Raw genomic sequence first — 25,130 nt, forward strand, 5'->3', positions numbered from 1 at the left:
TCTCCGCCAATCTCCGTTGGCTAAAGAAAACCGGGGTTACAGGCGAGCGCCCGTATTATACATTATTTGTATGATGACGTTTTATGTTCCTCGCTTATCAGCTGTTCATTTCTCACTGATTTGAAGCACTCTTGCGATATTCTCGCATGTGCGCTCTACGTTTTGCGGTCCTTCAGCCAGCAGCTTACCCAGCTCTGAGGCTCCCGGCACGATGCCAAACACCGCATCTATTCCTTCCTTGTACAGTGTGTCGATCCCTTCCCCGATATAACCTGCAACCGCAATGACCTTTTTTCCCGATTGTTTGGCTGCCTGAGCTACTCCGTACGGAGTTTTACCGAATTTGGTCTGAAAATCAATGCCGCCTTCCCCCGTCAATACGATATCAGCCGTGACTAGCTTCTGCTTTAAGCCAGTGTATTCAATCACGATTTCAATGCCTTTTTGCAGCGTCGCCTGAGTAAAAGTCAATAAACCGGCACCTAATCCACCTGCTGCACCAGCGCCTGGAAGATCGCGCACATCCTTGCCCAGCTGCTGCTTCACCACATCTGCATAATGGGCAAGATTGGCATCCAATTGCTGCACCATTTCCGGGGTTGCCCCTTTTTGTGGGCCGAATACACGAGATGCACCATGCTCTCCGCACAGCGGATTTGTCACATCACAGGCTACAATCAATTGCACCTGCTGCAAGCGGTCATCCAGTGATGAAATATCAATACTGGCCAGCTCGCCCAGACTGCCTCCGCCGCGCGGAAGAGTATTGCCTGCTGCATCCAGAAATCTAGCGCCCAGCGCTTCCGCCATACCTGTACCGCCATCATTCGTCGCACTTCCGCCAATGCCGATGATAATTTTTCGAATTCCCTGGTTCAGACACTCACAAATTAACTCACCCGTACCATAGGTTGTTGTCTTTAACGGGTTTTTGTTGTCCTTATTAACCAGATGGATTCCGCTAGCAGATGCCATTTCGATTGCCGCAGTGGTGCCGTCTCCCAGCAAGCCATATGCCGCTTTTACAGGTTCTCCAAGCGGCCCTGTCACCTCCATGTAACGAAGCTGTCCGCCTGTCGCATCCACCAGTGACTGCACTGTTCCTTCACCACCGTCTGCCATCGGAACGTGGACATAATGGGCTGTCGGATAGACCTTGCGCAATCCTTTCTCCATTGCGATGCACACTTCCTTTGCCGTCATGCTTTCTTTAAAAGAATCCGGTGCCAGTACAAATGTTTTCTCTCTCATTTTGTCACCCCATCGTGAATATTAAAGTATGAATCCATACAATATTGTTGCTACAATCGCCATAGTTCCGCCCACAATAGCTTCATAAGGGATTAATCCCATCCGTTGCTTAATGCTCATTTTCATGCTGTCTGCCGTAACGTGGAAATAGTTGCCTTGTGGTAAGGAATCAATGACGGTAGCTCCTGTATGCACCATCACAGCGGCAGCTAACGGGGCTGTCCCCATGTTCAGAATGGCTTCCCCAAACGACCCGGTCGCCAAAATAACGCCAGTCGAAGTCGATGCTGTGGCGGCCGCCATAAGAATCCCTGCAAGCGGTGCCAAAAATGTGCCAGAAACTCCCGAAGCTTCAATCAAGCCAACTACCTGAGCAGATAAATTAGACGCAGAGATCAGACCCGCAATCCCACCTGCACCGATCAAGATGAGCACGGTTGCCGTCATTTTATTCAAACCGAAAGCTGAATACTTCAGAATATTGCGACCTTGTCCCATGGCCAGCATACCCACAATCCCGGCGATCGGCAAAATGTACATCGCGTCGACCTTGAAATTTGACAGTGCTTCAATGCCAGAGATCGAACCAATCGGGTTAATCATCAGCAAAATAACAGCTACTAACGGAGCTACAATTGCCCGTCCCAATGCCGGGTACTTCGATGTATCGACATCACTATCCATAATATCCTGTTCGGATACCTTCACGCCCTTGTTTTTCAACATAGACGCCACCAGAACAGTCATAATTAATCCGCATATCGCAGGCACCACACCCGCCAACATAACGTGGCATAAATCCAGATTAAACCCGCGCGCCGCCGCAATCGTATTGGGATTCGGAGAGATAATGTTCCCCGCCTTTCCGCCACCAGACAAGGCCAGCAGGAGAGCCAGCTTGGAAATCCCCATTTTGTTCCCAACCGACAAGGCAATAGGTGCCACAATGAGCACGGCCACGGGAATAAATACACCTACCGCCGTAATAATCATCGTTGCTAAGGCCAATGCGAGAATCGCTTTACTGCCGCCAAACTTCTTCACAATAGCCTGTGCAATCGTCTCCGCTGCCCCAGACTCCATCATCACGCCTGCCAATACACCTGCGGCGAGCACACGAATGACCGTCCCCATCACACTTTGTGTACCACTAATTAACACGCTGATCGTCTGCTCCAGGTTGGCTCCGCCCAATAAAGCGCCTACAATAGCTCCCAAAAATAAAGCATAAACCGGATTCAGCTTTCTTAATATCAAAAGAATTGCAATAGCCAGCCCTGCCAGAGCTCCTATCCAACTGATCGTTAACCCTTCCATATGTCTAACCCCCCGGGCAATTTTTGATTACGCTTTCATTATATCGAGTGCAGCGTGTGAATCATATTGAAGAACAGACGAAATTGATTGTGCATTTGCACAAAAAAAGCCAGAACGGGCTTATAAAATCAATTTAATGAATACGCTTGCAAATTTAAAATTTTAGATTATAATACTTGTATACAAGTATACTTGATTAATGAGAAGGTGAATTTATGGTTCAGCCCAGTGAACTCTTATATCCCTCCAAATGGCTTCTCAAAGCCTCTGCTGGTGATCGTGTAACATCCGAGCTTAGAATGCGCATCATTTCTGGCGCAATTGAAAGCGGTACCATACTATCTGAAAATAAATTAGCTGCTGATTTTGCTGTAAGTCGCTCACCTATTCGCGAAGCGTTAAAAATATTGGCATCTGAAAATATTATCCGCTTAGAAAGAATGGGTGCGGTCGTTATTGGTCTATCAGAGAAAGAGATAGAAGAAATTTATGATGTTCGTCTACTTATAGAATCCTTCGTATTTGAACGTCTTATAAAGATGGACACGAATGATTTAGCAAAGGAACTTAGTAAAATACTCGAAATGATGAAGGTCGCGGTCAAATATAGTGATGCCGATGAATTTTCATATCAAGATGTCTTGTTCCATGAAACGATTATTCGTGCAGTTAATCATTCATACATCCTGATGATCTGGAATAATTTAAAGCCCGTGATGGAGAGCCTCATTCTTTTGTCCATGCGTATGCGCTTCAAAGAAAAGTATGAAGACTTTTCGCGGATTGTAAAAAATCATGAGATTTATATTGAAGCAATCCAGGCAAAAGATAGAGACCTTATGATCAAGTCTTTACATGAAAACTTTGATGATGTTCAAGGTAAAGTAGAAGACTTATGGATGTCCCAACAACTGCTGTCCAAAGGAGTCGTGCCACAAAATGACTAACTACATGTTAGGTATAGATATCGGAACCACTAGTACGAAAGCCGTTTTATTTAGCGAAAAAGGCGAAGTCATCCAACAAGAAAATATCGGGTACCCGCTTTATACACCAGATATAGCGACAGCTGAACAAAATCCTGAGGAGATTTTTCAAGCAGTCCTACAAGCGACTTCGAATATCATGAAACATCACTCACAGAAAAAGCTATCGTTTGTTTCATTTAGCAGTGCCATGCATAGTGTCATTGCCATGGATGAACATGACCAGCCACTTACGCCTTGTATCACTTGGGCAGATAATCGCAGTGAAGCGTGGGCACATCATATAAAGGATGAGTTGAACGGCCAAGAGGTCTACAGACGAACAGGAACACCCATTCACCCCATGTCACCCTTAACTAAAATAGCTTGGATTGTGAATGACCTTCCTGAAATCGCTATCAAAGTTAAAAAATATATCGGAATTAAAGAATACATTTTCAAAAAACTCTTTGATTTATATGTTGTTGATTATTCTCTGGCTTCAGCCATGGGCATGATGAATCTTGAAAAGCTGGATTGGGATGAAGAAGCCTTAAAAATTGCGGGTATAACCCCTTCTCAATTGTCTGAGCTTGTACCCACAACCAAAATATTTACCGACTGCAATTCAGATTTAGCAAAAGAGATGGGGATCGATCCACAAACACCATTTGTCATTGGGGCCAGCGATGGAGTTCTCTCTAATCTAGGTGTCAATGCGATACGAAAAGGCGAAGTTGCCGTCACCATTGGGACAAGCGGTGCCATTCGAACCATCATAGACAAGCCGCAAACAGATGAAAAGGGAAGAATATTTTGTTATGCCTTAACGGAAAAGCATTGGGTCATTGGCGGACCGGTAAATAATGGCGGGATGGTCCTTCGCTGGATTCGTGACGAGCTTGCCTCATCAGAAGTAGAAACAGCCAAACGACTAGGAATTGATCCATATGATGTGTTAACCAAAATTGCTGAACGCGTAAGGCCAGGGTCTGATGGATTGTTATTCCATCCCTACCTAGCTGGTGAACGTGCTCCCTTATGGAATCCAGACGTACGTGGCTCATTCTTCGGTTTAACGATGTCGCATAAGAAAGAACATATGATTCGCGCAGCCTTAGAAGGAGTCATTTACAATTTATACACCGTATTTTTGGCCTTAACCGAATGCATGGATGGTCCCGTGACCCGAATCCAAGCTACAGGAGGCTTTGCAAGGTCAGATGTTTGGCGGCAAATGATGTCTGATATATTCGCATCTGAAGTCGTCGTTCCAGAAAGCTACGAAAGTTCTTGTCTAGGAGCTTGTATTTTAGGCTTGTATGCCACTGGAAAAATCCAATCATTTGAAGTGGTTTCTGAAATGATTGGCAGTACCAACAAACATGCACCCAAAGAAGAAGCAACCAAGGAATATAGGAAGTTGCTACCGATTTTCATTAACCTATCCAGAGTATTGGAAGAAGATTATACACGGATTGCTCATTACCAAAGAGGCTTAATTAAACATTAAAAGGATAAATACAGGGGGTAATTACAATGCCATTAGTCGTTGTAGGGATTGGAATTTTAGCATTACTCGTTTTAATCATGGGCTTCAAATTAAACACCTTCATTTCCTTAATCATTGTATCGTTCGGTGTAGCCTTAGCCCTTGGAATGCCATTAGAGGAAATTGTTAAAACCATTGAAGCTGGATTGGGCGGAACATTGGGTCACTTAGCGTTAATCTTTGGACTCGGAGCGATGTTAGGGAAGTTGATCGCGAATTCTGGTGGTGCCCAAAGAATTGCCATGACCCTCGTTGACAAATTTGGTGAAAAAAATATTCAATGGGCGGTCGTAGCTGCTTCATTCATTATCGGGATTGCGTTATTTTTCGAAGTAGGGTTAGTATTATTAATCCCAATTGTATTTGCCATTTCAAAAGAATTAAAGGTTTCTATCTTATATCTCGGTATTCCGATGGTCGCTGCTTTATCCGTAACACACGGTTTCTTACCTCCACATCCGGGACCGACTGTTATTGCTGGTGAATATGGCGCGAATCTGGGTGAGGTTTTACTCTATGGCTTCATTATTGCTGTTCCAACTGTTATTTTGGCTGGCCCTGTATTTACGAAGCTTGCTAAAAAACTCGTACCTGCCTCATTTACGAAAACCGGTAATATTGCCTCTTTAGGAGAACAAAAAGTATTTAAGTCTGAGGAAACTCCTGGATTCGGAATCAGTGTATTTACGGCAATGCTTCCTGTCATCTTAATGTCGATTGCTACGATTATTACTTTGCTTCAAAAAACAATGGGGTTTGAAGATAATAGTTTACTGGCCGCGATCCGATTTATTGGTGATGCATCCACTTCCATGTTGATTTCCTTACTGGTTGCCGTCTACACCATGGGAATCGCAAGAAAAATTCCAATCAAAGATGTAATGGCATCTTGTACAACGGCTATTACTCATATTGGAATGATGCTCTTGATCATTGGGGGAGGCGGTGCCTTCAAACAAGTACTGATTAATGGCGGCGTAGGTGACTATGTAGCCGATTTATTCAATGGAACTACATTATCACCAATTCTGCTAGCCTGGATCATCGCTGCAATCTTACGTATTTCCCTGGGTTCTGCAACTGTTGCAGCTTTAACAACCGCTGGTTTAGTGATTCCGATGTTAGGGCAATCCGACGTTAATCTTGCTTTAGTCGTGCTTGCCACGGGAGCGGGTAGCTTAATAGCTTCCCATGTTAACGATGCCGGGTTCTGGATGTTTAAAGAGTATTTTGGTTTAAGCATGAAAGAAACCTTTGCCACATGGACATTGCTTGAAACCATCATTTCTGTAGCCGGATTAGGATTCATCTTAATACTAAGTTTATTCGTATAAACCATGATTTCCGGGCGGTAGATTCCCCACTTATCATTCTTAGAATCTTCTAAGTCGATAAGTGAGGAACTACCGCCTATTTACGAACTGGAGTGATATCACCTTATTTCACTTTTGAACGATTGAACTGGTTGCTTCTGTTGTTCCTTTTGCCTCACCATGTCCTGCACCAAATAGGTTCAATACCACCACGCCAATAACAATTAAAGCAATCCCTACGATACTTCCTGTGTTGATTTTCTCCTTCCAGATCAATACTGAAATCACCGTTGTAGCAACAGCACCCACCCCTGACCAGATGGCATAGGTCATATTAAGAGGAAGTGTCTTGAGGGTTAGTGAAATAAAGAAGAAAGAGATTACAAACGCGACAATCGTGAATAGAGTCGGATACAGTCTCGTAAAACCTTCAGAAGCTTTTAGCATTGAAGTACCAATAAGCTCACTAGCAATAGAGATTGCCAAGAAAAAATAAGCCATCATTCATTCTCCTTTATATATGTCTTTAATTCTTCTATAATTTTTTGCTTCAATTCTTCATTGGGAAGAGCAAGTCCAAACATTTCGGCAAACCACAAACCGTCTATAGCTAATCGGACGATCGTAGAACGGACCGGGTCCAATTCGTCGTTTTCGATTTTATTTTGGATATTCGCATACTCATCCTGAAGCAGCTTGAGCATGTGAGGGTTCGTAAATTGTGCTGCCGAGAGAGCGGTATACAGGTCACTTGCATCCTGATCCCCGGAAAATGACGTATTCATATAAGCGCGAGTCCATCTACCTTGGGAATGTGTATCGTTTTCTGCCCTTTCATTAAATTCAGTGATAAAGCTGGTCGATAGCTGTTCAACCATTCCCAGAATCAATTCATCTTTATTCGGAAAATGGTAAAGCAATCCTCCCTTACTTACTCCCGCTTTCTTAGCCACCGCTTCTAACGTTAATTTTTCTACTCCTTCTTCTTGTACAATTATAGAAGCCGCTTTAAGGATTAATTCTCTTTTTAATGTTTTTTTAGTTGTATTCATTCTGATCACCACCTATTTTACTATACCGTCCAGACGGTTTTATTTCAATCAAAAGATACGTTTAAGCTAAATAAAAAGAAGCCTTGGGCGTGTAACATTTCAGCCAAGACTTCTTCAAATAAACAACTACCCAGCCCGGATATTTAGCAAAAGTCCGCATCTGTTGGGTTTTAAGTGCCACCTATAGCTTATCTCTTCAGATACTGTCTCAGCCATTGGAGCGCAGGGCGTTCCGTGCCGTTAGAGTTCAGCAGATGTGTACCATCTTTCCAAGTTTGTCCTTGGATATACCCCCAAAGCGTAACTCCCTTCACTGAGGGGTTTTGCCAAAGGACTGGAAACTTCTCTTTGTATCTGGCAAGTTGGGTGTTATCATCCCCAGTTATATCCAGTTCCGACACATAGATCGGTAACCCGGTCGCCGACAGCTTATTTAGTACAGTATTCATCGTGTTGACTGAGACGTTGTCCATACTGAAATGGTGGCATTGAATGCCAATACCGTCAATCAGACCTCTACTCTTGAGCTGATTAATAATATTGACATATTGGTCGGCTAAAGAAGGGTCGTTGATAATACCATAATCATTTATATGCAGTTTGGCATTCGGGAAAGCTTGTCTAGCCTGTTGAAACGACCATATGACCCAATCCCATCCGGTCGACCCGTCACCACCAATGGCATTGCGGTAGGACGGCTTCTGATGCAACGGCTCATTCACCACATCTACAAACGCCGCATTCGGATAGCGCTGACCTGCTGCTTTAATCCACTGAGTCACTTCCGCTTTCTGATCAGCAGCCGACAGTCCTTTAACCCATCCTGGCTCCTGGGCACCCCATACCAACGTATGGAACTTGAACGGGAAACCATTGCTACGGGCATAATTGTAGGCGGTATCCGCCTGCGACCAGTTCATGTTGTTACGACTGCCTTCAACCGATTCCCACTTAGTCGAGTTCTCCGGCGTCACTTGATTCCAGTATGTCCCGTAACTAGGAGGGACACTGCCCGCAATGATATTCCCCAGAAATTTGCTTCCATTTGCCAGGCCAGCATCAGCCTGGTTGACCAGAACAGATGATAACAACACACCCGCCAACGCCAAACTGCTCACCAGCTTGCCCACTTTAGTTCTTAACATAAAATCTCCTCCTCACACGTATAATTTGATAATACTCTTCCTCAATAATTTAAGCGCTTACATTTCCAATTATAAGAATGAATAGTTGTTTTCTGCTACATGTGAAAGTATAGATTTTACCCGAAAAATCTTACATCATTGCAGAACAGCCACAACACGAATCCCAAACAACTCTGAAACGATAACAAAAGGCTGCTGCGAAAAGTGATATACTCCCTTCACAGTAGTAGGTTTTATTATTCAACCTGTCTATCTTCTTGGGAGCATATCACCTGAAGACCGCTCCTTAATTATTTAAGGATTAAGCGCTCTTGCAATCGCGTCTACATAACTTTGGCTGGCGCGTTGACTTACTTCTGCTTGAGGAACCATCCCTTCAAAATTGTGGAATGTGCCGGGATACAGATGAAATTCGACGTCAACGCCCGCTTGGGCAAGGCGTGCCACATATTCGATCGTCTCATCTCGGAATAGATCGAGCTGCCCTACGCACGTGTAGGTCGGCGGCAGACCAGCCAAGCTTTCTGCTCTCGACGGCACCGCATATGGGGAAACCTCGCTATCTTCGGTACGATTACCCAAGTACATGTTCCAGGCCGTCAAGTTGTTCTTCCGGCTCCATGGTGCATTATCGGCCGTAATTTCATGACTTGATGCCGTAACATTGCGGTCGTCGATCATCGGATATAGCGGCATTTGGAAGATAAGGGCTGGTCCGCCTTTGTCACGAGCCATTAAAGCAAGTGCTGCGGTTAGACCGCCACCCCCGCTTGCACCAGCAATTGCAACCCGGTCCAAGTCGATGCCCAGCAGCTCAGCTTCATCGGTCATCCACGTCAAAGCGGCATAACAGTCATCGATGGCAGCTGGGTAGGGGTGCTCGGGAGCAAGTCGATAATCGACCGATACGACGACGCAATTAGCCGCCTGCACGAAGCGTTCGCACAAAGCATCGTCCATATCAGGATGCCCCATTACATAGCCTCCCCCGTGAATCCACAGCATGGCCGGAAGCTTAACATCAGTTCGCTGGGCAGGTTCGTAGATTTTGACTAATATCTCGCCTGCAACGCTCGGAATCATCCGGCTTGTCGTGCGTACGTGTTCCGACTGCTCAATAGGCGGACTCGACAAATAACTTCTGCTCAGTTCTAAATTCTCCTCCAGTTGGAAACCGGGGAATTGTGCAATTACTGACCTTAGTTCTGGTAATAAACGATTTTCAAAATCCATGCGAATCACTCCTATGTTAGGTTATTTTATAGTCTTTTTTCCGTCTCCGCTTCCCACTTGGCTATTTCCTTCCGCACTCGGGGTGCTACCTCTGTTCCAAGTAGCTCAATGGCTCTCATCACCTCGGCATGCGGCATCGTGCTTAACGGAACATACAGCATAAAGCGTGTAACACCTACATGCTTGCGAAGATGAATGATCTTCTGGGCAACCGTCTCGGGATCGCCAACATACAGCGCACCTTCAAAGCTGCGCGCGGCATCGTAGCTGGAACGATCATAATGCGCCCAGCCTCGCTCCCTACCCAATCTATTCATACCTGCCATCGTAGAAGGGAAATATGTATCTGCCGCTTGCTCATTATTCTCTCCGACAAATCCTATCGAGTGCGACCCAACCCTAAGCTGCGATTCATCATGACCAGCGTGCGCTGCTGCTTTCTTATAAAGCTGGACAAGCGGTGCAAAATTTATCGGGTTTCCTCCAATGATCGCCAGCATCAAGGGCAGTCCTAACAGACCTGCACGAATAGCAGAATCCTGCCTTCCCCCGCTGCCTACCCATATTGGTAAAGGGTTCTGAACTGGCCGTGGATACACGCCCAAATTGTTAATGGCTGGCCGATGACCGCCCTTCCAGATTACCTTTTCGGACTCCCGTATTTTAAGGAGAAGTTCCAAATGTTGTTCAAACAGCTCATCATAGTCATCCAAGTCATAGCCGAACAGAGGAAAAGATTCAATAAAAGAACCCCGACCCGCTATAATCTCGGCACGTCCATTTGAAATACCATCCAGCGTAGCAAAGTCTTGAAAAACGCGCACCGGATCAGCTGAAGAAAGCACCGTCACTGCACTGGTTAGCCGAATCCGTTGCGTCTGCGCTGCAGCCGCGGACAGCACCATTGCTGGTGAAGATGCCGAATAATCCTTTCGATGATGCTCACCTATACCAAACACATCAAGTCCCACTTGATCAGCAAGGATAATTTCCTCGACAACTTCACGCAACCGCTGTGCGTGACTTATCACTTCGCCTGTCTGAACATCAGGCTTTGTCTCTACAAACGAGGTAATACCTATCTCCATGGTCCATCTCTCCCGTTCTAATAGCTTTCTTTGTGTACCAATTGAATAACAATAAAATATCGTACCAATCGGTAAGTTATTTTTCCCAGTAAATATAACTCACAAAAAAGAATACTGTCAACAATCATAGTAAATCCACTTTGATTTTCTTTCATATTTACCTCCCCTTTTCGGGAAAGACCAACCTTCATTTGACAATTCCAAGGACTAATTATAAGATAATAACGTACCAATTGGTAATCAAATAAATGTCACTGAACATTATAATCAGATACATGGAGCCATTAAGAATAAAATCATGAGTAACGAGAGGTATTGTTATGGGACGAACCCGCGAATTTGACGAAGAGAAAGTTTTAGATGCAGCTATGCAAATATTTTGGGAAAAGGGATATGAAGCCACCTCATTAAGTGATTTAACTTCCAGAATGGAAATTCAACGCCCCAGTATATATTCCACTTTTGGGGGCAAAAAAGAATTGTTCGAAGCCGCGCTACGCAAATACACGATGTCCCGTGCTTCTCTGATCCGAACCAAACTTCAAAGCATTCCATCTGTAAAAGAAGCATTTCGTACTTTTTTTGAGGGTGTGGTTGAAGAGGAGTATGCGGAAAATCCTAGAAAAGGATGCTTTTGCATTAATACAATGGTTGAACTTGCGCCCCATGATGAGAAGTTTGAAATTCTTACAAGGGAGCATCAAATGTACCTAGCAGTCATTTTTCAAGAAACCATTGAACGAGGGATACAATTAGGTGAGCTTGAGATCGGACTAGATGCGAAGGCTGTATCACAGGCATTAGTTGTATCGTTAATTGGTCTGACCGTCATGATAAAGTCTCGTCCAGAACGATCATTTATTGATAATACAATAGAAGTAACACTGACATTGCTTAAGTAATTTGGAATGGATTCATTTTAGCGGATAAATCTCTATACAACAGTTTAAAGGGCACCCAGTCGGGTGCCCTTTGTGTGTAACACATGTTTTCACATATGCCGAGATAAAACATGCGTTACAATTGCGGATAAGTATGGAGGTTTTATTAATGTCCGCGATGTTTTTCTTTCGCTTTTTTCTCCTTTAATTCCCTTATCCGTGCCTTCATAGATTCCTTTTGTTGTTTGGAGTAAGTACGTTTCTCCAACTTACGCTTCTCATACTCTAACTTTAAGGCCTCTTGTGCGTTGGAGGAGACTCCCTTTCGCCTTAATTCATACGCTGCCTGCCTTGCTAGCCGCTTTGGATTGACCCTCTTCGTTTCAGACCCCTTTACAGCCACCTCTTGTGACAGCCGACTAACAAGTTCACACATTTCCTCTCGGATAAAATGGAGAATTTCTTCGTCTTTAGGCTCTGTACCAAAAATGTACCTGGCTGCCTTCAATTTCCCTTGGTCCTGCTCCTCCACGACTCCAACCCAATACTGTCCATCATGATAAATCGTAAGCTTCATTTGAATCCCCCTCATTTTAAATCGAAACGATGGACATCCCGAGGGGGGAAGGTTACTGACATGGCACTCTTGCTAATATAGAGTCGTCCATGCGTCTGGACTACCAACCAGACTGTGTTTTTTCGTCTCAGAAAAAGTATAGTTGCCTTACTGGAAAACAGCAAGTTAATCGCTGATATGTATTAGAGTGAACCTGGATATAGAGTATACTAGATGAGTATAAGTTCGGTACACGATGACATGATATATGTAATGGTACTTAAATATAGCGCAGAAGAGGTTGAGAATGAGTCAGAAGCATTTTGCAGATTATCCATTAAGTGAAGAAATTGTGAGGGCTCTGAATAGCTTGGGCTATGAGACGCCAACAGAGATTCAAACGGAGGTTATTCCCGTTGCGCTTGCGAAGAAGGATCTTGTGGCCAAATCGCAAACAGGCAGCGGCAAAACAGCAGCATATGGTATTCCACTTTGTGAGCTAGTAGATTGGAATGAGAATAAGCCCCAAGCTTTAATCCTGACACCAACTCGTGAACTCGCATTACAGGTTACTGAAGACATCACGAATATTGGACGCTTTAAGCGGATCAAAGCAACGCCCCTTTATGGGAAACATCCTTTTCATATACAAAAGGCCGAGCTAAAACAAAGAACACATGTGGCTGTAGGTACGCCCGGACGTGTACTGGATCATATTGAACGAGGCACACTTTCCTTAAATCGAATTGCCTATCTCGTGATTGATGAAGCTGACGAGATGCTGAATATGGGCTTTATCGAGCAGGTTCAGTCGATTATTCAGGCGTTGCCTAGTGACCGGGTTACGATGTTGTTTTCCGCTACTTATCCCGAGGATGTAGCCAAACTATCACGTAAATATATGAACGATCCTGTGGGAATTGAGATTAAGGCGACGGGTGTAACCACAGCCACGATTGATCACTCTCTTATTCAGGTGCGGGAGGCGGATAAGCTGGCTCTGCTACAGGATCTGCTCATTGTTGAGAACCCTGACAGTTGCATCATTTTCTGCCGTACGCAGGAGCATGTAGATACACTATTCAGAGCACTGGCTGACCTCGAATATCCATGTGATCGCATTCATGGCGGCATGGAGCAGGATGAGCGCTTTGAGGTAATGAACGCATTCAGAAGGGGACAATTTCGTTACTTGATCGCAACGGATGTAGCCGCCAGAGGGATTGATATCACGAATATCACCCATGTCATCAACTACGATATTCCCCTTGAAAAGGAAAGCTATGTTCATCGTACAGGGCGTACAGGACGTGCTGGCAAAACGGGGAAAGCCATTACTCTAATCACTCCTAAAGATAGCAACCGATTAGCTGATATTGAAGCATATATTGGATTTGCAATTCCACAAGTAAAAGCCCCCTCAGAAGAGGCTGTAGATCTCCGCAGAGAAGATTTTGAGCGGAACCTACATGTGAGAACTGTACTCAAAAATGACAAGCGAGAGCAATTAAACCAACAGATTATGAAGCTCAATTTTAACGGCGGTAAGAAGAAAAAACTTAGAGCTGTCGACTTTGTGGGTACCATCGCTAAGCTTGACGGGGTAACAGCAGATGATATCGGGATCATTACGATTCTGGATAATGTGACAGATGTTGAGATTCTGAATGGCAAGGGCCCACTTGTGCTTGAAATTATGAAGAATACGACCGTAAAGGGCAAGCTGTTAAAGGTACGCAAAGGGCATAAGTAGAAGGTACGCTGCATAAAAAGAGTGAGGCCATCCCGTCCAGAACAGCCGAAGGTTTTCGTAAGCTATACAGGCGGGATGGCCGAGTTCATCTCTTGCTCCTCTAATTCATCTTTCCATTTAGCGATATTATAAATGACTTTGAATTTCTCTTTTAACTGAGTAACACCTTCAACTGGCACATAGCTGTCCAATTCTATATGGAAGTCCGAAATATCTTTTTTATGGTTATACATCTCTTCTAGAATATCAATGATTGTGGAAAGTCTAGATTTAAACGATAACTTATAATCATCTTCGTCCTTGAGTATACATAGATTTTCTACCCCTCTAAAAAAGGAGTTTCCTTCAAAATATAGCTTGTTACAGGTCATATGGACCTGCATCAATGGTTCGCATATTTGCCAATCTGCTTGCTGCATGGCGGTTTTGAGTGATATATGTGCTCCACTAATGTAATAATAATCTCGATAAAAACACATTGAACAAGAGGCCTTCATTATTTTAATTTTAGAATCTACAGCAGGATACCCTAATACAAATCCTTCAGCTAATAATTTCTTGGAAAAGTAATCTAACGATTTTACGAATAATTGGTATCCAAGCTCCTTACCTTCCTCATCATCTTTATGACAGCAATAGTGAATAATATCTTCATTTACTTGTTTATTTTCATATTGATATCCCATTCCAGCCTCTAAACGATCAATATGAATTTCGACTCCTGCAAATAAGTCATTCAAACTTGTTATTCTGGAATGATTGCCTTTTAAATTTATGTTTAAGTCAGCAGTACATTCTCTATAAAGTATGCAGGTGTTATTTTCTCATATTCAATAGCCCCAGCAGCAGATTGATTAAAATGAACAGCAATACAAACGTCCTCATCGTGTGCTATCAATGTCTCAATACTCTCAATCATCCTATTCCGTAGTGCAGCTTGTCGAGGAAATGGCATGGTTAATCCAATGTATTTTGATTCTAGGTTAGGCAGCAGCTTCATTTGATCATGAAGGTAAAGCATCACATGGTCTTCCACAATATACCTTTAACTCTATAAAACTAACTACGTGGGTGATAATTGTTCTGCTTTATCGTATTCTCTTAAAGAGTTGATAGCACACTAAAAAAAATTTTAGGCAAGGTGTCCCTTTTGGTCATCTTCGTTTGTTATACAGATATAGTTTGCTTTTTGATCAGAGGGGGTGCCTAAATCTTTGAATGAGGACATCGAATACAGAATCAAACGAGTTCAAGCCGGCGAAATCCAGGATTACGCCTACATTGTAAAGGAGTATCAGCGTCAGATTTTTGTGTACTGCTGGAGGCTATTAGGAAGTGAGCAGGAGGCAGAAGAGGCTGTGCAGGATATTTTCGTCAATGCTTTTGAGCAAATCAGCAGGTACAAGCCGACAGTGGGCTTCTCCTCCTGGCTGTATAAAATGGCCTATCATCACTGCCTGAACCTAATTCGCAGGAAGAATCTACAGCGCAAATTTAAACTTACCCTGTTCACCTCAACTAACATGACTTCAGACAGTCCAGCGCAAGTTATGGAACGTCAGCTTTTCAGTGAACCGCTGAGCCGGGCGTTGGACCAACTGAACGCGGAGGAGCGTAACCTGCTGGTGCTGCGCATTTTTGAAGAAAAAACGTTTGGAGAAATCGGGGAAATCATGAACAAAAGCGAGGACGCTATCAAGAAAAAATACGGCAGGACAAAAACAAAGCTCAAAAAAATAATGGAGCCCCTAAAGGAGGACCAAAAATGCGTGAGTTACAAGACAGAATTCAAAAACAAAGCCTGAAATACACCGATCTGCAAGACAGGGGGTTCAAAAACATGGACAAGCTGACCGAGCCAGAGAACGCTTTGAAAATTCAGGCTTTTGACGTCTCTGACAAAGTGATGGAACAGGTCTACCAAAAGGCGATGCCCAAAAAAGGAAATATCGGAAAAATCCATTTTCAGCCTCGCTCGACTGTCCCCATCATGATTTTGCTTTTTGTAGTAGGGGCCTCTGTGACCGGATACGCAGCTTCACAATATCTGGAATTCCGTAACAGCACGGGTAATGTCGTATTAAATACCGCCAAAACCCCTACCGAAACGGACGCCTCCAAAGCATATACCTCGACCTACGCACAGTGGGACAAAGAGGTGAAAGGCCGTTTGCAGCCAGGAGAGTATGCTGCCTATTACGTCAAGGACGATTCTATGAATCAAAAAAAACTATCTAATCCGGCCCTGTTTGCGTACAAACCGGCTGAACTTTCAAGTTTCAACAGCTTACAAGATGAAATCAAGCGGACTGAGGCTCCTTTATTCAACAACCCCACTCACCTACCGGATGGCTATCAGTTTGAATTTGGATACGTCTATCCAGTCGCTGCATATCCTGGAATGATGGATAAAAAGGAATATCGCGCTTTAACCGATCAACTGATGCAACAGGCCAAAGCTGCACCGGAGGGTGAAAATCTGTTTATTCAAAAGCTAAGCTGGGACAAGTCAGACTCCTCCTTTGCCCGGTATGTGAGAGGAAAAGACTATGTAAACATTACCGTCACCAAATACACTCCTGAAGTCACGAAGACGACCATCATGCAAAATGAACAGGATTCGGCAGAGCAATTGACAATCAAAGGAACCAAGGCCTATTACATCAGGGCAAGTGAAGCAAGCAAGCCCTTGGAAGCAGGAAAAAACCGACTGGGATGGCTCGATGAAAAAAGACATTTACACTACAACATATCCGATAACCAAGACAGCCCGCTGACCAAAGAAGATTTGGTTAAAATAGCCGAAGATTTGCTTAATGGTTCACCACAATAGCTGCAACGGTAAGATTTAAAAAGAGACTGCCCTTCGCCAAGGGCAGTCTCTTTTTAAAGAATAGTCCCTATACCATTTCCTCACAAACCACTACCGCATACACCATAATCAATGCTTTACCACGGAAGCTGATCATCCATGTAATAGAATCCGCCTGTTGGACCATCCTCTGGCAGGGTCGCCAGTCGGACCGCCGTTTTTGCTCCATCCTCCACCGACAGTTCCGCCTTTTCCCCACCCATCTGCGTTTTGACCAAGCCGGGGTGTACGGAGTTAACCTTCAGATGCGTCCCACTGTTTTTTTGTGCCCAGTAGGCCGTCAGCATATTCAAAGCTGCTTTGGAGGCTGCATAAGCCGGGGTAGCAAGCCGCTGCACCCGTTCATTGGAAAGTTGGAACTGAATCGAGCCTATAGCGCTGCTTTGGTTGACGACTCTGCCTGCTTCGCTCTTTAACAGTAATGGCAACAGTGCTTCTGTAATCAAATAGGGTGCGAACGTGTTCACCTCAAAAGTATCTCTGAAGGCATCCCCGTCATAACCCGCTTTCTCTGCCAAAATGCCTGCATTGTTGACCAAAATGTCCAACCGTCCATAAGTGTTCTCGATGAATTGGGCCAATTCCGTGATATGTGCAGAATTCGTAACTTCCAGCTTCACGCCGACTGCCTGAATGCCTTCTTGCAACAGCCCCGCTGCTGCTTCATCTGCTGCTGTTTTCGTACGCGCAGCAACCAATACCGTTATCCCTTGCCGCCCCAACTGTCTGGCAACCTCCAGTCCGATTCCTTTGCTTGCTCCGGTGATTAACGCGATTTTGTTTGTCATGATTTATTTTCCCCTCATTTTTATATAATTGAGAATGATCGTTCTAAAAACATGAAAAAAAATTGTTTTTGTGTATCGTCTATGTCTCTAAAATACGTAGGTTTAACTCGGCTATCCGTTGCAGCTTTTCTTTCGGAACGGAAGTCCGCACCATCACCCTCAGTCCCGCTAAGGCATTTTGCAGATACTCAGCCAATTCCTTCGCTTCGTACTGCTGTGTGAATTCGCCGTTTTGCTGTCCCCACGTTACGATTTCTGCAAGTAGTTCCTCCGACTTTGCAAAGGCCTTCGTCGCTATCGCATCAATCTCCTCATCCCGAACTGCTAATTCGACAGCCGAATTTACGAACATGCAGCCGGGCGGTACGTCCTCTTCACCATTAATGATAAAGTCGAAAATGAACTGAAGCGCCTGCTTAGCCGTCTGGGACCGCTTGATCACTGCCGCCCATCTACCGCTAACTCGCTCTCCGAATCGGTCCATCACTTTGAGAAACAGGGTGTGCTTGTCGGTAAAAGTATCATAGATACTTCTTCGATGGATCCCCATGTGCTCGACAAGATCATTCATCGAGGTTTTCTCATACCCCTGCTCCCAGAACAGCTTCATAGCCTTTTCCAGAACAACGTTTTCCTCAAATTCTTTGCTTCTGGCCATTGTAGCTACCCCCTGACCATTTAGAATATGTTTGGATTAATTTGCATGACCTTTTGGAAACGATCGTTCTACATTGGTCGCTGATATGTCTTTCTTCTCTGTCTGGCTTTATCCTAACATATTGGGAACGATCGGTAAAGAATTACTTCACCAATCTTATATCTTCTATTCTGGATACATGCCTAAGAAATCCCTATAATTGACTTTTTGTTACCTAGAAAACTTACTAAATAGCTTCTCAATGTTCACCTGAATTCTCCAAGACAGCCTCAAATGTGGGGTTAATTATCATGAATCATTTACGATGAGTACGGACAAGTATATTTAGTGAGAAATAGTTTAATCACGTCAAGTCATAAAAGGATCATGGAGAAAAAAAGCATCAGAAGAGAAGATGCTTCCTTTATTTCTTTAGAAAACGGCTTCCCAAAATTCAAAGTATTCATTAAAAATTAATTTATAACATCCTATCGGTCGAAAATTGTTCTCGTAAACGGATGATTTCAAACTCTAGCAATTCTTCTTTCTGTATTTTACTATTACTTGTGATTTATTCAATTGAATATCAAATGGTCTTTTTGCAAAAACTCAGGAAATCTTCAAAGGAGCATATATTAACTTCATTCTCATTATCATAAGTTCCATCTAAGAAATGTGGAAATTTATGAGTTAAAAATATATGAATCTCATTAAATTCTCCACCAAGAACTTCTTCCATTAGTTTCTTATTTTGATTAATAATATCTCTAAGCTTATTTAAGCCAATTAAATGTTTTTTTGTTTTTTGGAATGCTCTACTAATTTCGTGTAAATTTCTCTGGAAATCTCTATTTTTCAATTCCATAATGTACAACTTTTTATTTTTTATAAAATAGCAGTCTATTTCTTGAGGAATCCCCTTTTTGTTCTCAAATAAATGCTTACATTTTAATTGCTGATTCAGTGGATAATTAATTTCATAATGAACGTCTCTCTTTTCAAAATTTCCCTTTAGTTCTTTTATATCTATTTCATCAAACTTTTCTTTCACCAAATTCTTTGTCTTTTTATCTAGTTTTTCATCTAATTCATTTTTGAGAATTCTATACCTAAAGTAGATTGCAGACTCTATAAGAACAAAAAACGAAATCAGAAAATAATTAGAGACTTTTATTAATGGCGTACGAAAAAGTCTATTATCATTTCTAAAAATTATAGTATAAATATTGTTTTCATCAGTGGGTTTTAAAGTTAAATCCCCCAACATATTACTTATTTCTAGTTTAGATTGCTTAGTCTTTGAATATATATCTTCAATTAGAGCATCCTCTTCAATTAGTGTCGCCAATGTTCTTGTTTCTAAAACTTTGTATCATAGTTATACAAATACTCTTCTAATAAAAATGGAGAATACCCTCTTTTTTCCTCAAATTCCTTATAAATTTCTCTTAATTCCTCACTTTGTATGTTAATTATTTTTTCTTTATTAATATTTAGATAACTATGAATCTTATCATTTAGCGATCCTTCAACTAATATTTGATTATTCTCTAATTTTACTGACCCACCTATTTCGTATATATACGAAAGGTTTTTTCGTAATTGTTCTGTACTAATAAGTAACCTAGTAATTTTTAATATTTCTCTTATTTCAATCGTTTCATTATTTCTTTTTGCAAAATCCACTTGGCTATTTAAGATAAAATGAATTAAATACTCGAAAGATTTTTTTCACTACCAAAAAAATTACTTACTATATTTTTATTTTTTTCGTATATAGTGGAGAATGTTTCCGAAATCAAGTTTATATAACTGATATCCGTCCTTGCTTCTATATTAATATCTCGTTTCCAATTATAAGCTTGGGCAGAGATATAACTCACAATACTAGCATTCATATAAAAGCTTTTTAAAAGATTTTCTCTAGAATGAAAAGAAAGTAAGTTTACTAATGTTGTTTTATATTTATTGCAGAGACTATTTAAAATAGCATACAAATTTTCTTCCATAGAGCAATTTATATGTCCAGGAATAGATAAAGATTCAATCGTTTTTGATTCTATCAAATTAATCTCATCTTGAAGATCAATCATATTTAATGAATGACTACAAGTACTATATTTTTCAGCAATAAAAAATATCTGAAACAAAAGCTCACTATTTTCTCCAGAAAAAAACAACGCATTTGAATATAAATAATCAAAGAATCTATCTACATTGATTTTCATTGTTGGATTATATTGATCATAATTATTTTTATGGTTAGACCATTTAATAAGCCCATCCTGAAGTTTATCAATCGATATTATAGAAGAAAAGTCCATTTTAGTTCATCCTTTTGGCTAAATAATTATAATAAAAATTTAATTTTTATATATAAGGAATTACTAATAACCTCTATATTCATAAGCAAGTAATTTAGCGGTGGGGAGACTCTCCACCGCTCATGGAACAGTATTTTAAACTCAAGAAACTTTTCAATCGTATAGATTCATTTACAATCGGTTTTTAGGAAAAATAGTCATCTTTGAAAGGCAAGGTAATAATGTTATCGAATAAAATTTAAAATCCGTATCTGCAGCCAATAATTAACGATGCAGCGGTTCTTTTTCGCCCAGACCCAGCACCTCTGTAGTGGTATTATGGATCTGTTGGTAAAGCTCTGGGTTTTCCGCTAACGACAATCCATAAGAAGGAATCATCTCTTTTATTTTTGGCTCCCATTCTTCCATATGTTGTGGGAAGCATTTCTCTAATACCTCCAGCATAACGTGAACAGCAGTAGAAGCCCCCGGAGAAGCACCGAGCAATGCAGCCACCGAGCCGTCAGCGGAACTAACCACTTCCGTACCAAATTGAAGGGTTCCTTTACCGCCCTCTGTATCTTTGATCACCTGCACACGCTGACCTGCTACCACGATATCCCAGTCCTCAATTTTGGCGTTGGGAATAAACTCGCGTAATTCCTCCAGGCGCTTTTCATTCGATAACATCACTTGCTGAATCAGGTATTTGGTCAATGCCATCTCTTTTGCCCCTGCCGCCAACATCGTGATGAGGTTATTGGGTTTTACGGAACCAATCAGGTCCAGATTTGAACCCGTTTTCAGGAACTTTGGTGAGAAGCCGGCAAACGGTCCAAACAGCAGCGCTTTTTGGTTACCGATGTATCTAGTATCCAGATGCGGGACAGACATAGGAGGAGCACCGACCTTCGCTTTACCGTATACTTTTGCATGATGCTGGGCGACCACTTTAGAATTGTTACATACCATAAATAGTCCACTTACCGGGAATCCCCCGATATATTTGGACTCAGGAATGCCGGTTCTTTGGAGTAAAGGTAGACTTCCGCCCCCACCACCGATAAAAACGAATTTGGCAGTATGATATTCGATTTTTCCGTTATCCAGATTATGCACTTTGACTTTCCACGAGCCATCGCTCGCACGTTTAATATCCTTTACACTATGCTTGTATTTAATCTCGACGTTTTTGCTTTTTAAATGGTCAAACAACATGCGTGTTAAAGCACCAAAGTTGACATCTGTTCCAGAGTCGATTTTGGTTGCCGCAATCGGTTCATTCAATGTACGACCTTCCATAATTAGCGGAATCCATTCCTTCAGCTTTTCAGGGTCATCGGAAAATTCCATGCCTTGAAATAGCGAAACACTTGAAAGCGCTTTAAAGCGCTTTTTTAAAAAAGATACGTTTTTTTCACCCATTACCAAACTCATATGGGGTATGGGCCTGATAAAGTCCTGTGGATTACGAATCAAATTACTGTTGACAAGAAAAGACCAAAACTGTCTTGAGAGCTGAAACTGTTCGTTGATATTAACCGCTTTACGAATATCTATAGATCCGTCCGCTTTTTCGGATGTGTAGTTCAGCTCGCACAGTGCAGCATGACCCGTGCCTGCATTATTCCATTCGTTAGAGCTTTCTTCTCCTGCACTTGCCAGTTTCTCAAACACTTTAATTTCCCATTCCGGTGCTAACTCTTTCAGCAATGATCCCAGAGTCGCGCTCATGACTCCGGCACCAATTAAGATAACGTCTGTATTTTTCTGAATACTATTCATAAAAACCTTCCTTATCTCTTATATTTGCAAAAAAGAGCAGGCCCTCCTGCTTAACTGACTCAAGAAGCAAGGCTCCACTCAGGAACATACCTTTTCTATCTCCATTATAACTTAAATATAATCATTTAAAAATTATATCTACTTTTATCTGATAATTATAAATCATTTCTGCTAAAAAGTGAGAATTTTCTTGCGAAAATAAAAATTGAACTCAGCTTTTTATAAGAAACATAGCTGATTTTGTTACTCTCATGAAATACAGCTTCCCAATAATTAAATCAACAGTTTATGTATATGAATAACCAGGAATTGTTATGTAGGATTTCAAGAATTAATGCGCGATCCATCTTGGGACTGTACGCAAACTGTACAATGCATAGAAATCAAGTAAAATAAGGGACATAAGGCGAAGATCCCCCATGACCTGGGCTATTGTTGGAATATTTTCTTTTGTCAGGGAAGAACGGTTTTCGAACTGAAATGCTGAAGAAGCAGAATCTGTAATGATTCTGTAAACCTTGTAGGAATGGGGACTAGAGTGCTATGAGGAAAATAGTAGTTAGTGGGAATACGTACTTGTGGAGTTATAAAACAGTCAGAGATATTTACTGTAGATCCAAGTTGACTATTATTTCAGAAAATAAAGATATAAAATTTATAATTCAGTTTACTACTAAAGATACAATTGTCACTGGTAGCCCTTTGAATGAGGGATTAGGGGTGATGAAAGAGGGTAAACAATATTCTATTAATCTGAACCAACCTAAGTATGTTGCTGAAGTGTTGCAGTATATACTTGATATGGAGTTAGATGTGACAGTGAAGAAAGTGCATGAGCTAAATGGTAATGAATTGTTGGTTAGTATGGGGTATCAGGATGTGACTGGACTTTTGATATGAACTAAGCCTGTTCCACATTCTAAATCAAGCAAAAGGCCTTCCCCGAAGGAATGGCCTATTTGTTATGGAAAGACACCTCATTTTTCATGCCTCACTCTTAGTCACTTTATAGAGAACTTGCTGTTATTTAGGATAAGTTACGTATACACCAACTGCTTTCCCTCTGAATCCCAACGCCATGCCAAATCACCTTGCAGCCATAAACCACCATAGCACTCGTCTATTCCCTTTATCTTCACCCAGTCATGTACTCCCGCCACTGTATTCCTCCCTACTTCCGTTAATGCAACAACGCATTGGTCAAAGAATGGGGTTGTTTTCTTTTGATGATCAGAAAATGAGTGGCGACCTTGAATCTCCAATAGTGCATGTGGTTGCTCCGACATATTCCTCAAACGATACCAAAATTCCAAATCACCCATGCCCAAACCACTTATTCGGTTCCCGATCTGCTTAAACAATTCTTGTGGAGTATTTACTCCTTGCTGGATGAGTTCCAAAGTTGTCTGCTCTACGATGCCCAGCCCATTGGCGGTAGAAGGTAGACGAGATAGGTGCAGTTCAAGTGCCGCATGAGCAAAAGGCAGGGCAGATGTGTCTTCGTGCAAAATATCAATATGCCGCGTTATATCCGGGGAGGTATATGCTTCCCAGATTCTTTTGCCCATCTCAAGCTCCTGCTGGCCAATCTGCTGCCACGTGCCTGACAATTTTTCTAACTGCTTCGTTGTAAGCTGTCCCAAGCCCCTAAACGGTTCAATACCTGGGTAGTTGCCGATACACAGCAAGCTCAGTTTGGTTTGGCCTAGAGTTTGCATTGAAAACCAGTACAACAAGTAACTTAGCATCAGCTGGTCGAACAAATCGTGCTCAAACCATAGCACGACTTCGTCGTACTTATGAAAGTTATGCAGAGTCTGCTCCTGAGCCTTGCAATTGGATACATATTCTTCTGCTGGAATCCCGAGAGTTCTCTCCAAATATTCCACTCTTGCTGCTCTAGATGAGGGCTCGCCCATTTCAAGGAAAACCGGACCTACCGGATACACCTCTCTCCAGACCAGGATATCTCCGCGAATGTTCCCTTTCCTCAGCTTGTCACCAACATGGTCTCCGTTGACTATATGTAGCACCGATTCTCCTCCTTCGTAAATATCGTTAAACATGGATACAAAGTCGCTGACAAGCAGCGAGGCTCTCAGCTTATTGCGGGCATCGAACAATCGTTTTTTCAGCACGGATGGAGATACACATAGATAGCTTGATATTTCACCGATTGAATACCCTTGAAAATAGTACAGCTGAACCGCCAGTTTTAACTTGTCAGATAAACCCTCGACGGATTGATGAAGCTTTTGGTGCCATTCCCTTCTTTCAGCGATAAGCTCCACATCAAATTTTCCTACATCCATGACTATAGTTTCGTCCAACGGCATCATCGTCGGCTTCTTGCGGCGCAGAAGACGATGACATTGGCGTTCGACAATGATCTTGAACCATCCAGGGAACGCCTCTGCTTCCTGTAACTTATGGAGATTGGCAAAAGCCTCAGTGAACGCTTCCTGAACTGCATCCTCAACTATGCTCCAGTCACCCAGCTTGGTAAATGCTACTGAAAAGGCCATCCCACTAAAATGCTGCACGATCTGCTCCCATGCGATTTGGTCGCCTAGCCGAGCTTCCTCAATCCATCGCTGCACCTCTTGCACCTCCTCTGTATGTAAATTCTATATATAAGT

Annotated in this window: 25 protein-coding genes; 8 read left to right on the forward strand and 17 right to left on the reverse strand. The window is 42.3% G+C overall.

The genetic code is table 11. The annotated features are described in order from the left end of the window. Window positions 1-105: 105 nt before the first annotated feature. Together ACN6NF_RS24945 and ACN6NF_RS24950 are read right to left on the reverse strand one after the other, a co-directional pair. Window positions 106-1,251 (reverse strand): glycerate kinase family protein, encoded by a 1,146-nt coding sequence (locus ACN6NF_RS24945; RefSeq protein ID WP_474320203.1) that lies wholly within the window; start codon window positions 1,249-1,251, stop codon window positions 106-108. A gap of 21 nt (window positions 1,252-1,272) precedes the next feature. After that, window positions 1,273-2,568, reverse strand: a complete 1,296-nt coding sequence (locus ACN6NF_RS24950; RefSeq protein ID WP_474320205.1) for a GntP family permease — start codon at window positions 2,566-2,568, stop codon at window positions 1,273-1,275. A gap of 215 nt (window positions 2,569-2,783) precedes the next feature. On the opposite strand from ACN6NF_RS24950, the gene ACN6NF_RS24955 reads away from it, so the two are divergent. Genes ACN6NF_RS24955 through ACN6NF_RS24965 form a run of 3 tightly spaced genes read left to right on the forward strand, consistent with a single transcriptional unit; the run spans window position 2,784 to window position 6,419 of the window. Next, a complete protein-coding gene (locus ACN6NF_RS24955) occupies window positions 2,784-3,515 on the forward strand; it encodes a GntR family transcriptional regulator (RefSeq protein ID WP_474320206.1) in 732 nt (243 codons plus the stop codon). After that, complete coding sequence (gene gntK, locus ACN6NF_RS24960) at window positions 3,508-5,046, forward strand: gluconokinase (RefSeq protein ID WP_474320208.1); 1,539 nt, start codon at window positions 3,508-3,510, stop codon at window positions 5,044-5,046. Before ACN6NF_RS24955 ends, gntK begins: the two co-directional genes overlap by 8 nt. A 26-nt stretch (window positions 5,047-5,072) precedes the next feature. Next, window positions 5,073-6,419, forward strand: coding sequence for a GntP family permease (locus ACN6NF_RS24965; protein ID WP_474320210.1), 1,347 nt, complete (start codon window positions 5,073-5,075; stop codon window positions 6,417-6,419). 108 nt (window positions 6,420-6,527) lie between these two features. Here the strand turns inward: ACN6NF_RS24965 and ACN6NF_RS24970 are convergent, their stop codons facing one another. From ACN6NF_RS24970 to ACN6NF_RS24990, 5 genes are all read right to left on the reverse strand, one after another. After that, complete coding sequence (locus ACN6NF_RS24970; RefSeq protein WP_016822518.1) at window positions 6,528-6,899, reverse strand: DMT family transporter; 372 nt, start codon at window positions 6,897-6,899, stop codon at window positions 6,528-6,530. Then, window positions 6,899-7,450, reverse strand: a complete 552-nt coding sequence (locus ACN6NF_RS24975) for a TetR/AcrR family transcriptional regulator (protein WP_474320211.1) — start codon at window positions 7,448-7,450, stop codon at window positions 6,899-6,901. The genes ACN6NF_RS24970 and ACN6NF_RS24975 overlap by 1 nt, the downstream gene beginning before the upstream one ends. A 188-nt stretch (window positions 7,451-7,638) precedes the next feature. Next, the gene (locus ACN6NF_RS24980) at window positions 7,639-8,595 is read right to left on the reverse strand and encodes an endo-1,4-beta-xylanase (RefSeq protein ID WP_013373834.1); all 957 of its coding nucleotides are present in this window, start codon (window positions 8,593-8,595) and stop codon (window positions 7,639-7,641) included. A gap of 294 nt (window positions 8,596-8,889) precedes the next feature. Continuing rightward, entirely contained in the window at window positions 8,890-9,828 is a 939-nt protein-coding gene (locus ACN6NF_RS24985) for an alpha/beta hydrolase (RefSeq protein WP_016324913.1), read from the reverse strand. A 26-nt stretch (window positions 9,829-9,854) separates the two neighbouring features. Next, on the reverse strand, window positions 9,855-10,916 hold the full coding sequence (locus ACN6NF_RS24990) for an LLM class flavin-dependent oxidoreductase (protein WP_474320213.1): 1,062 nt from the start codon (window positions 10,914-10,916) through the stop codon (window positions 9,855-9,857). Between the two features lie 320 nt (window positions 10,917-11,236). Here ACN6NF_RS24990 and ACN6NF_RS24995 point away from each other — a divergent pair, with 320 nt between their 5' ends. Then, window positions 11,237-11,818, forward strand: coding sequence for a TetR/AcrR family transcriptional regulator (locus ACN6NF_RS24995; protein ID WP_164964365.1), 582 nt, complete (start codon window positions 11,237-11,239; stop codon window positions 11,816-11,818). 145 nt (window positions 11,819-11,963) lie between these two features. Here ACN6NF_RS24995 and ACN6NF_RS25000 read toward each other — a convergent pair whose 3' ends face one another. Further along, window positions 11,964-12,374 carry a YjdF family protein gene (locus tag ACN6NF_RS25000; protein ID WP_164964364.1) on the reverse strand — a complete coding sequence of 137 codons (411 nt, stop codon included), beginning with the start codon at window positions 12,372-12,374 and terminating at the stop codon, window positions 11,964-11,966. A gap of 286 nt (window positions 12,375-12,660) precedes the next feature. Here ACN6NF_RS25000 and ACN6NF_RS25005 point away from each other — a divergent pair, with 286 nt between their 5' ends. Next, window positions 12,661-14,106, forward strand: coding sequence for a DEAD/DEAH box helicase (locus ACN6NF_RS25005; protein ID WP_474320214.1), 1,446 nt, complete (start codon window positions 12,661-12,663; stop codon window positions 14,104-14,106). A gap of 62 nt (window positions 14,107-14,168) precedes the next feature. Here the strand turns inward: ACN6NF_RS25005 and ACN6NF_RS25010 are convergent, their stop codons facing one another. Next, window positions 14,169-14,846 (reverse strand): elongation factor G, encoded by a 678-nt coding sequence (locus ACN6NF_RS25010; protein WP_474320215.1) that lies wholly within the window; start codon window positions 14,844-14,846, stop codon window positions 14,169-14,171. Window positions 14,847-14,884: 38 nt separating this feature from the next. After that, entirely contained in the window at window positions 14,885-15,106 is a 222-nt protein-coding gene (locus ACN6NF_RS25015; RefSeq protein WP_474320217.1) for a hypothetical protein, read from the reverse strand. 214 nt (window positions 15,107-15,320) lie between these two features. On the opposite strand from ACN6NF_RS25015, the gene ACN6NF_RS25020 reads away from it, so the two are divergent. Together ACN6NF_RS25020 and ACN6NF_RS25025 are read left to right on the forward strand one after the other, a co-directional pair. Then, complete coding sequence (locus ACN6NF_RS25020; protein ID WP_090889178.1) at window positions 15,321-15,911, forward strand: RNA polymerase sigma factor; 591 nt, start codon at window positions 15,321-15,323, stop codon at window positions 15,909-15,911. Continuing rightward, entirely contained in the window at window positions 15,872-16,939 is a 1,068-nt protein-coding gene (locus tag ACN6NF_RS25025; RefSeq protein ID WP_474320219.1) for a DUF4367 domain-containing protein, read from the forward strand. Before ACN6NF_RS25020 ends, ACN6NF_RS25025 begins: the two co-directional genes overlap by 40 nt. A 116-nt stretch (window positions 16,940-17,055) precedes the next feature. Here the strand turns inward: ACN6NF_RS25025 and ACN6NF_RS25030 are convergent, their stop codons facing one another. The 6 genes from ACN6NF_RS25030 to ACN6NF_RS25055 all read right to left on the reverse strand — a co-directional run bounded on the left by ACN6NF_RS25030 (window position 17,056) and on the right by ACN6NF_RS25055 (window position 22,491). Beyond that, entirely contained in the window at window positions 17,056-17,766 is a 711-nt protein-coding gene (locus ACN6NF_RS25030) for an SDR family oxidoreductase (RefSeq protein WP_474320221.1), read from the reverse strand. Window positions 17,767-17,845: 79 nt separating this feature from the next. Then, the gene (locus ACN6NF_RS25035) at window positions 17,846-18,424 is read right to left on the reverse strand and encodes a TetR/AcrR family transcriptional regulator (protein WP_474320223.1); all 579 of its coding nucleotides are present in this window, start codon (window positions 18,422-18,424) and stop codon (window positions 17,846-17,848) included. Window positions 18,425-18,989: 565 nt separating this feature from the next. Next, window positions 18,990-19,751, reverse strand: coding sequence for a hypothetical protein (locus ACN6NF_RS25040; protein ID WP_474320224.1), 762 nt, complete (start codon window positions 19,749-19,751; stop codon window positions 18,990-18,992). 11 nt (window positions 19,752-19,762) lie between these two features. Continuing rightward, window positions 19,763-20,089, reverse strand: coding sequence for a hypothetical protein (locus ACN6NF_RS25045; RefSeq protein WP_474320226.1), 327 nt, complete (start codon window positions 20,087-20,089; stop codon window positions 19,763-19,765). A 23-nt stretch (window positions 20,090-20,112) separates the two neighbouring features. Beyond that, window positions 20,113-20,727 (reverse strand): hypothetical protein, encoded by a 615-nt coding sequence (locus ACN6NF_RS25050; RefSeq protein WP_474320227.1) that lies wholly within the window; start codon window positions 20,725-20,727, stop codon window positions 20,113-20,115. Between the two features lie 264 nt (window positions 20,728-20,991). Beyond that, window positions 20,992-22,491 carry a malate:quinone oxidoreductase gene (locus ACN6NF_RS25055; RefSeq protein ID WP_474320228.1) on the reverse strand — a complete coding sequence of 500 codons (1,500 nt, stop codon included), beginning with the start codon at window positions 22,489-22,491 and terminating at the stop codon, window positions 20,992-20,994. A 621-nt stretch (window positions 22,492-23,112) separates the two neighbouring features. Between ACN6NF_RS25055 and ACN6NF_RS25060 the strand changes: the two genes are divergently transcribed. Continuing rightward, window positions 23,113-23,391, forward strand: a complete 279-nt coding sequence (locus ACN6NF_RS25060) for a hypothetical protein (protein WP_474320229.1) — start codon at window positions 23,113-23,115, stop codon at window positions 23,389-23,391. Between the two features lie 137 nt (window positions 23,392-23,528). On the opposite strand, the gene ACN6NF_RS25065 is transcribed toward ACN6NF_RS25060, so the two are convergent. Continuing rightward, complete coding sequence (locus ACN6NF_RS25065; RefSeq protein ID WP_474320230.1) at window positions 23,529-25,091, reverse strand: sigma-70 family RNA polymerase sigma factor; 1,563 nt, start codon at window positions 25,089-25,091, stop codon at window positions 23,529-23,531. Window positions 25,092-25,130 lie beyond the last annotated feature (39 nt).

The organism is Paenibacillus sp. TSM33 (assembly GCF_056099025.1).

Excerpts from the sequence above, each read along its gene's own strand:
- ACN6NF_RS24945 (WP_474320203.1), bottom strand. The coding sequence starts at position 1,251 with ATGAGAGAGAAAACATTTGTACTGGCACCGGATTCTTTTAAAGAAAGC.
- ACN6NF_RS24950 (WP_474320205.1), bottom strand. The coding sequence starts at position 2,568 with ATGGAAGGGTTAACGATCAGTTGGATAGGAGCTCTGGCAGGGCTGGCT.
- ACN6NF_RS24955 (WP_474320206.1), top strand. The coding sequence starts at position 2,784 with ATGGTTCAGCCCAGTGAACTCTTATATCCCTCCAAATGGCTTCTCAAA.
- gntK (WP_474320208.1), top strand. The coding sequence starts at position 3,508 with ATGACTAACTACATGTTAGGTATAGATATCGGAACCACTAGTACGAAA.
- ACN6NF_RS24965 (WP_474320210.1), top strand. The coding sequence starts at position 5,073 with ATGCCATTAGTCGTTGTAGGGATTGGAATTTTAGCATTACTCGTTTTA.
- ACN6NF_RS24970 (WP_016822518.1), bottom strand. The coding sequence starts at position 6,899 with ATGGCTTATTTTTTCTTGGCAATCTCTATTGCTAGTGAGCTTATTGGT.
- ACN6NF_RS24975 (WP_474320211.1), bottom strand. The coding sequence starts at position 7,450 with ATGAATACAACTAAAAAAACATTAAAAAGAGAATTAATCCTTAAAGCG.
- ACN6NF_RS24980 (WP_013373834.1), bottom strand. The coding sequence starts at position 8,595 with ATGTTAAGAACTAAAGTGGGCAAGCTGGTGAGCAGTTTGGCGTTGGCG.
- ACN6NF_RS24985 (WP_016324913.1), bottom strand. The coding sequence starts at position 9,828 with ATGGATTTTGAAAATCGTTTATTACCAGAACTAAGGTCAGTAATTGCA.
- ACN6NF_RS24990 (WP_474320213.1), bottom strand. The coding sequence starts at position 10,916 with ATGGAGATAGGTATTACCTCGTTTGTAGAGACAAAGCCTGATGTTCAG.
- ACN6NF_RS24995 (WP_164964365.1), top strand. The coding sequence starts at position 11,237 with ATGGGACGAACCCGCGAATTTGACGAAGAGAAAGTTTTAGATGCAGCT.
- ACN6NF_RS25000 (WP_164964364.1), bottom strand. The coding sequence starts at position 12,374 with ATGAAGCTTACGATTTATCATGATGGACAGTATTGGGTTGGAGTCGTG.
- ACN6NF_RS25005 (WP_474320214.1), top strand. The coding sequence starts at position 12,661 with ATGAGTCAGAAGCATTTTGCAGATTATCCATTAAGTGAAGAAATTGTG.
- ACN6NF_RS25015 (WP_474320217.1), bottom strand. The coding sequence starts at position 15,106 with ATGAAGCTGCTGCCTAACCTAGAATCAAAATACATTGGATTAACCATG.
- ACN6NF_RS25025 (WP_474320219.1), top strand. The coding sequence starts at position 15,872 with ATGCGTGAGTTACAAGACAGAATTCAAAAACAAAGCCTGAAATACACC.
- ACN6NF_RS25030 (WP_474320221.1), bottom strand. The coding sequence starts at position 17,766 with ATGACAAACAAAATCGCGTTAATCACCGGAGCAAGCAAAGGAATCGGA.
- ACN6NF_RS25035 (WP_474320223.1), bottom strand. The coding sequence starts at position 18,424 with ATGGCCAGAAGCAAAGAATTTGAGGAAAACGTTGTTCTGGAAAAGGCT.
- ACN6NF_RS25050 (WP_474320227.1), bottom strand. The coding sequence starts at position 20,727 with ATGGACTTTTCTTCTATAATATCGATTGATAAACTTCAGGATGGGCTT.
- ACN6NF_RS25055 (WP_474320228.1), bottom strand. The coding sequence starts at position 22,491 with ATGAATAGTATTCAGAAAAATACAGACGTTATCTTAATTGGTGCCGGA.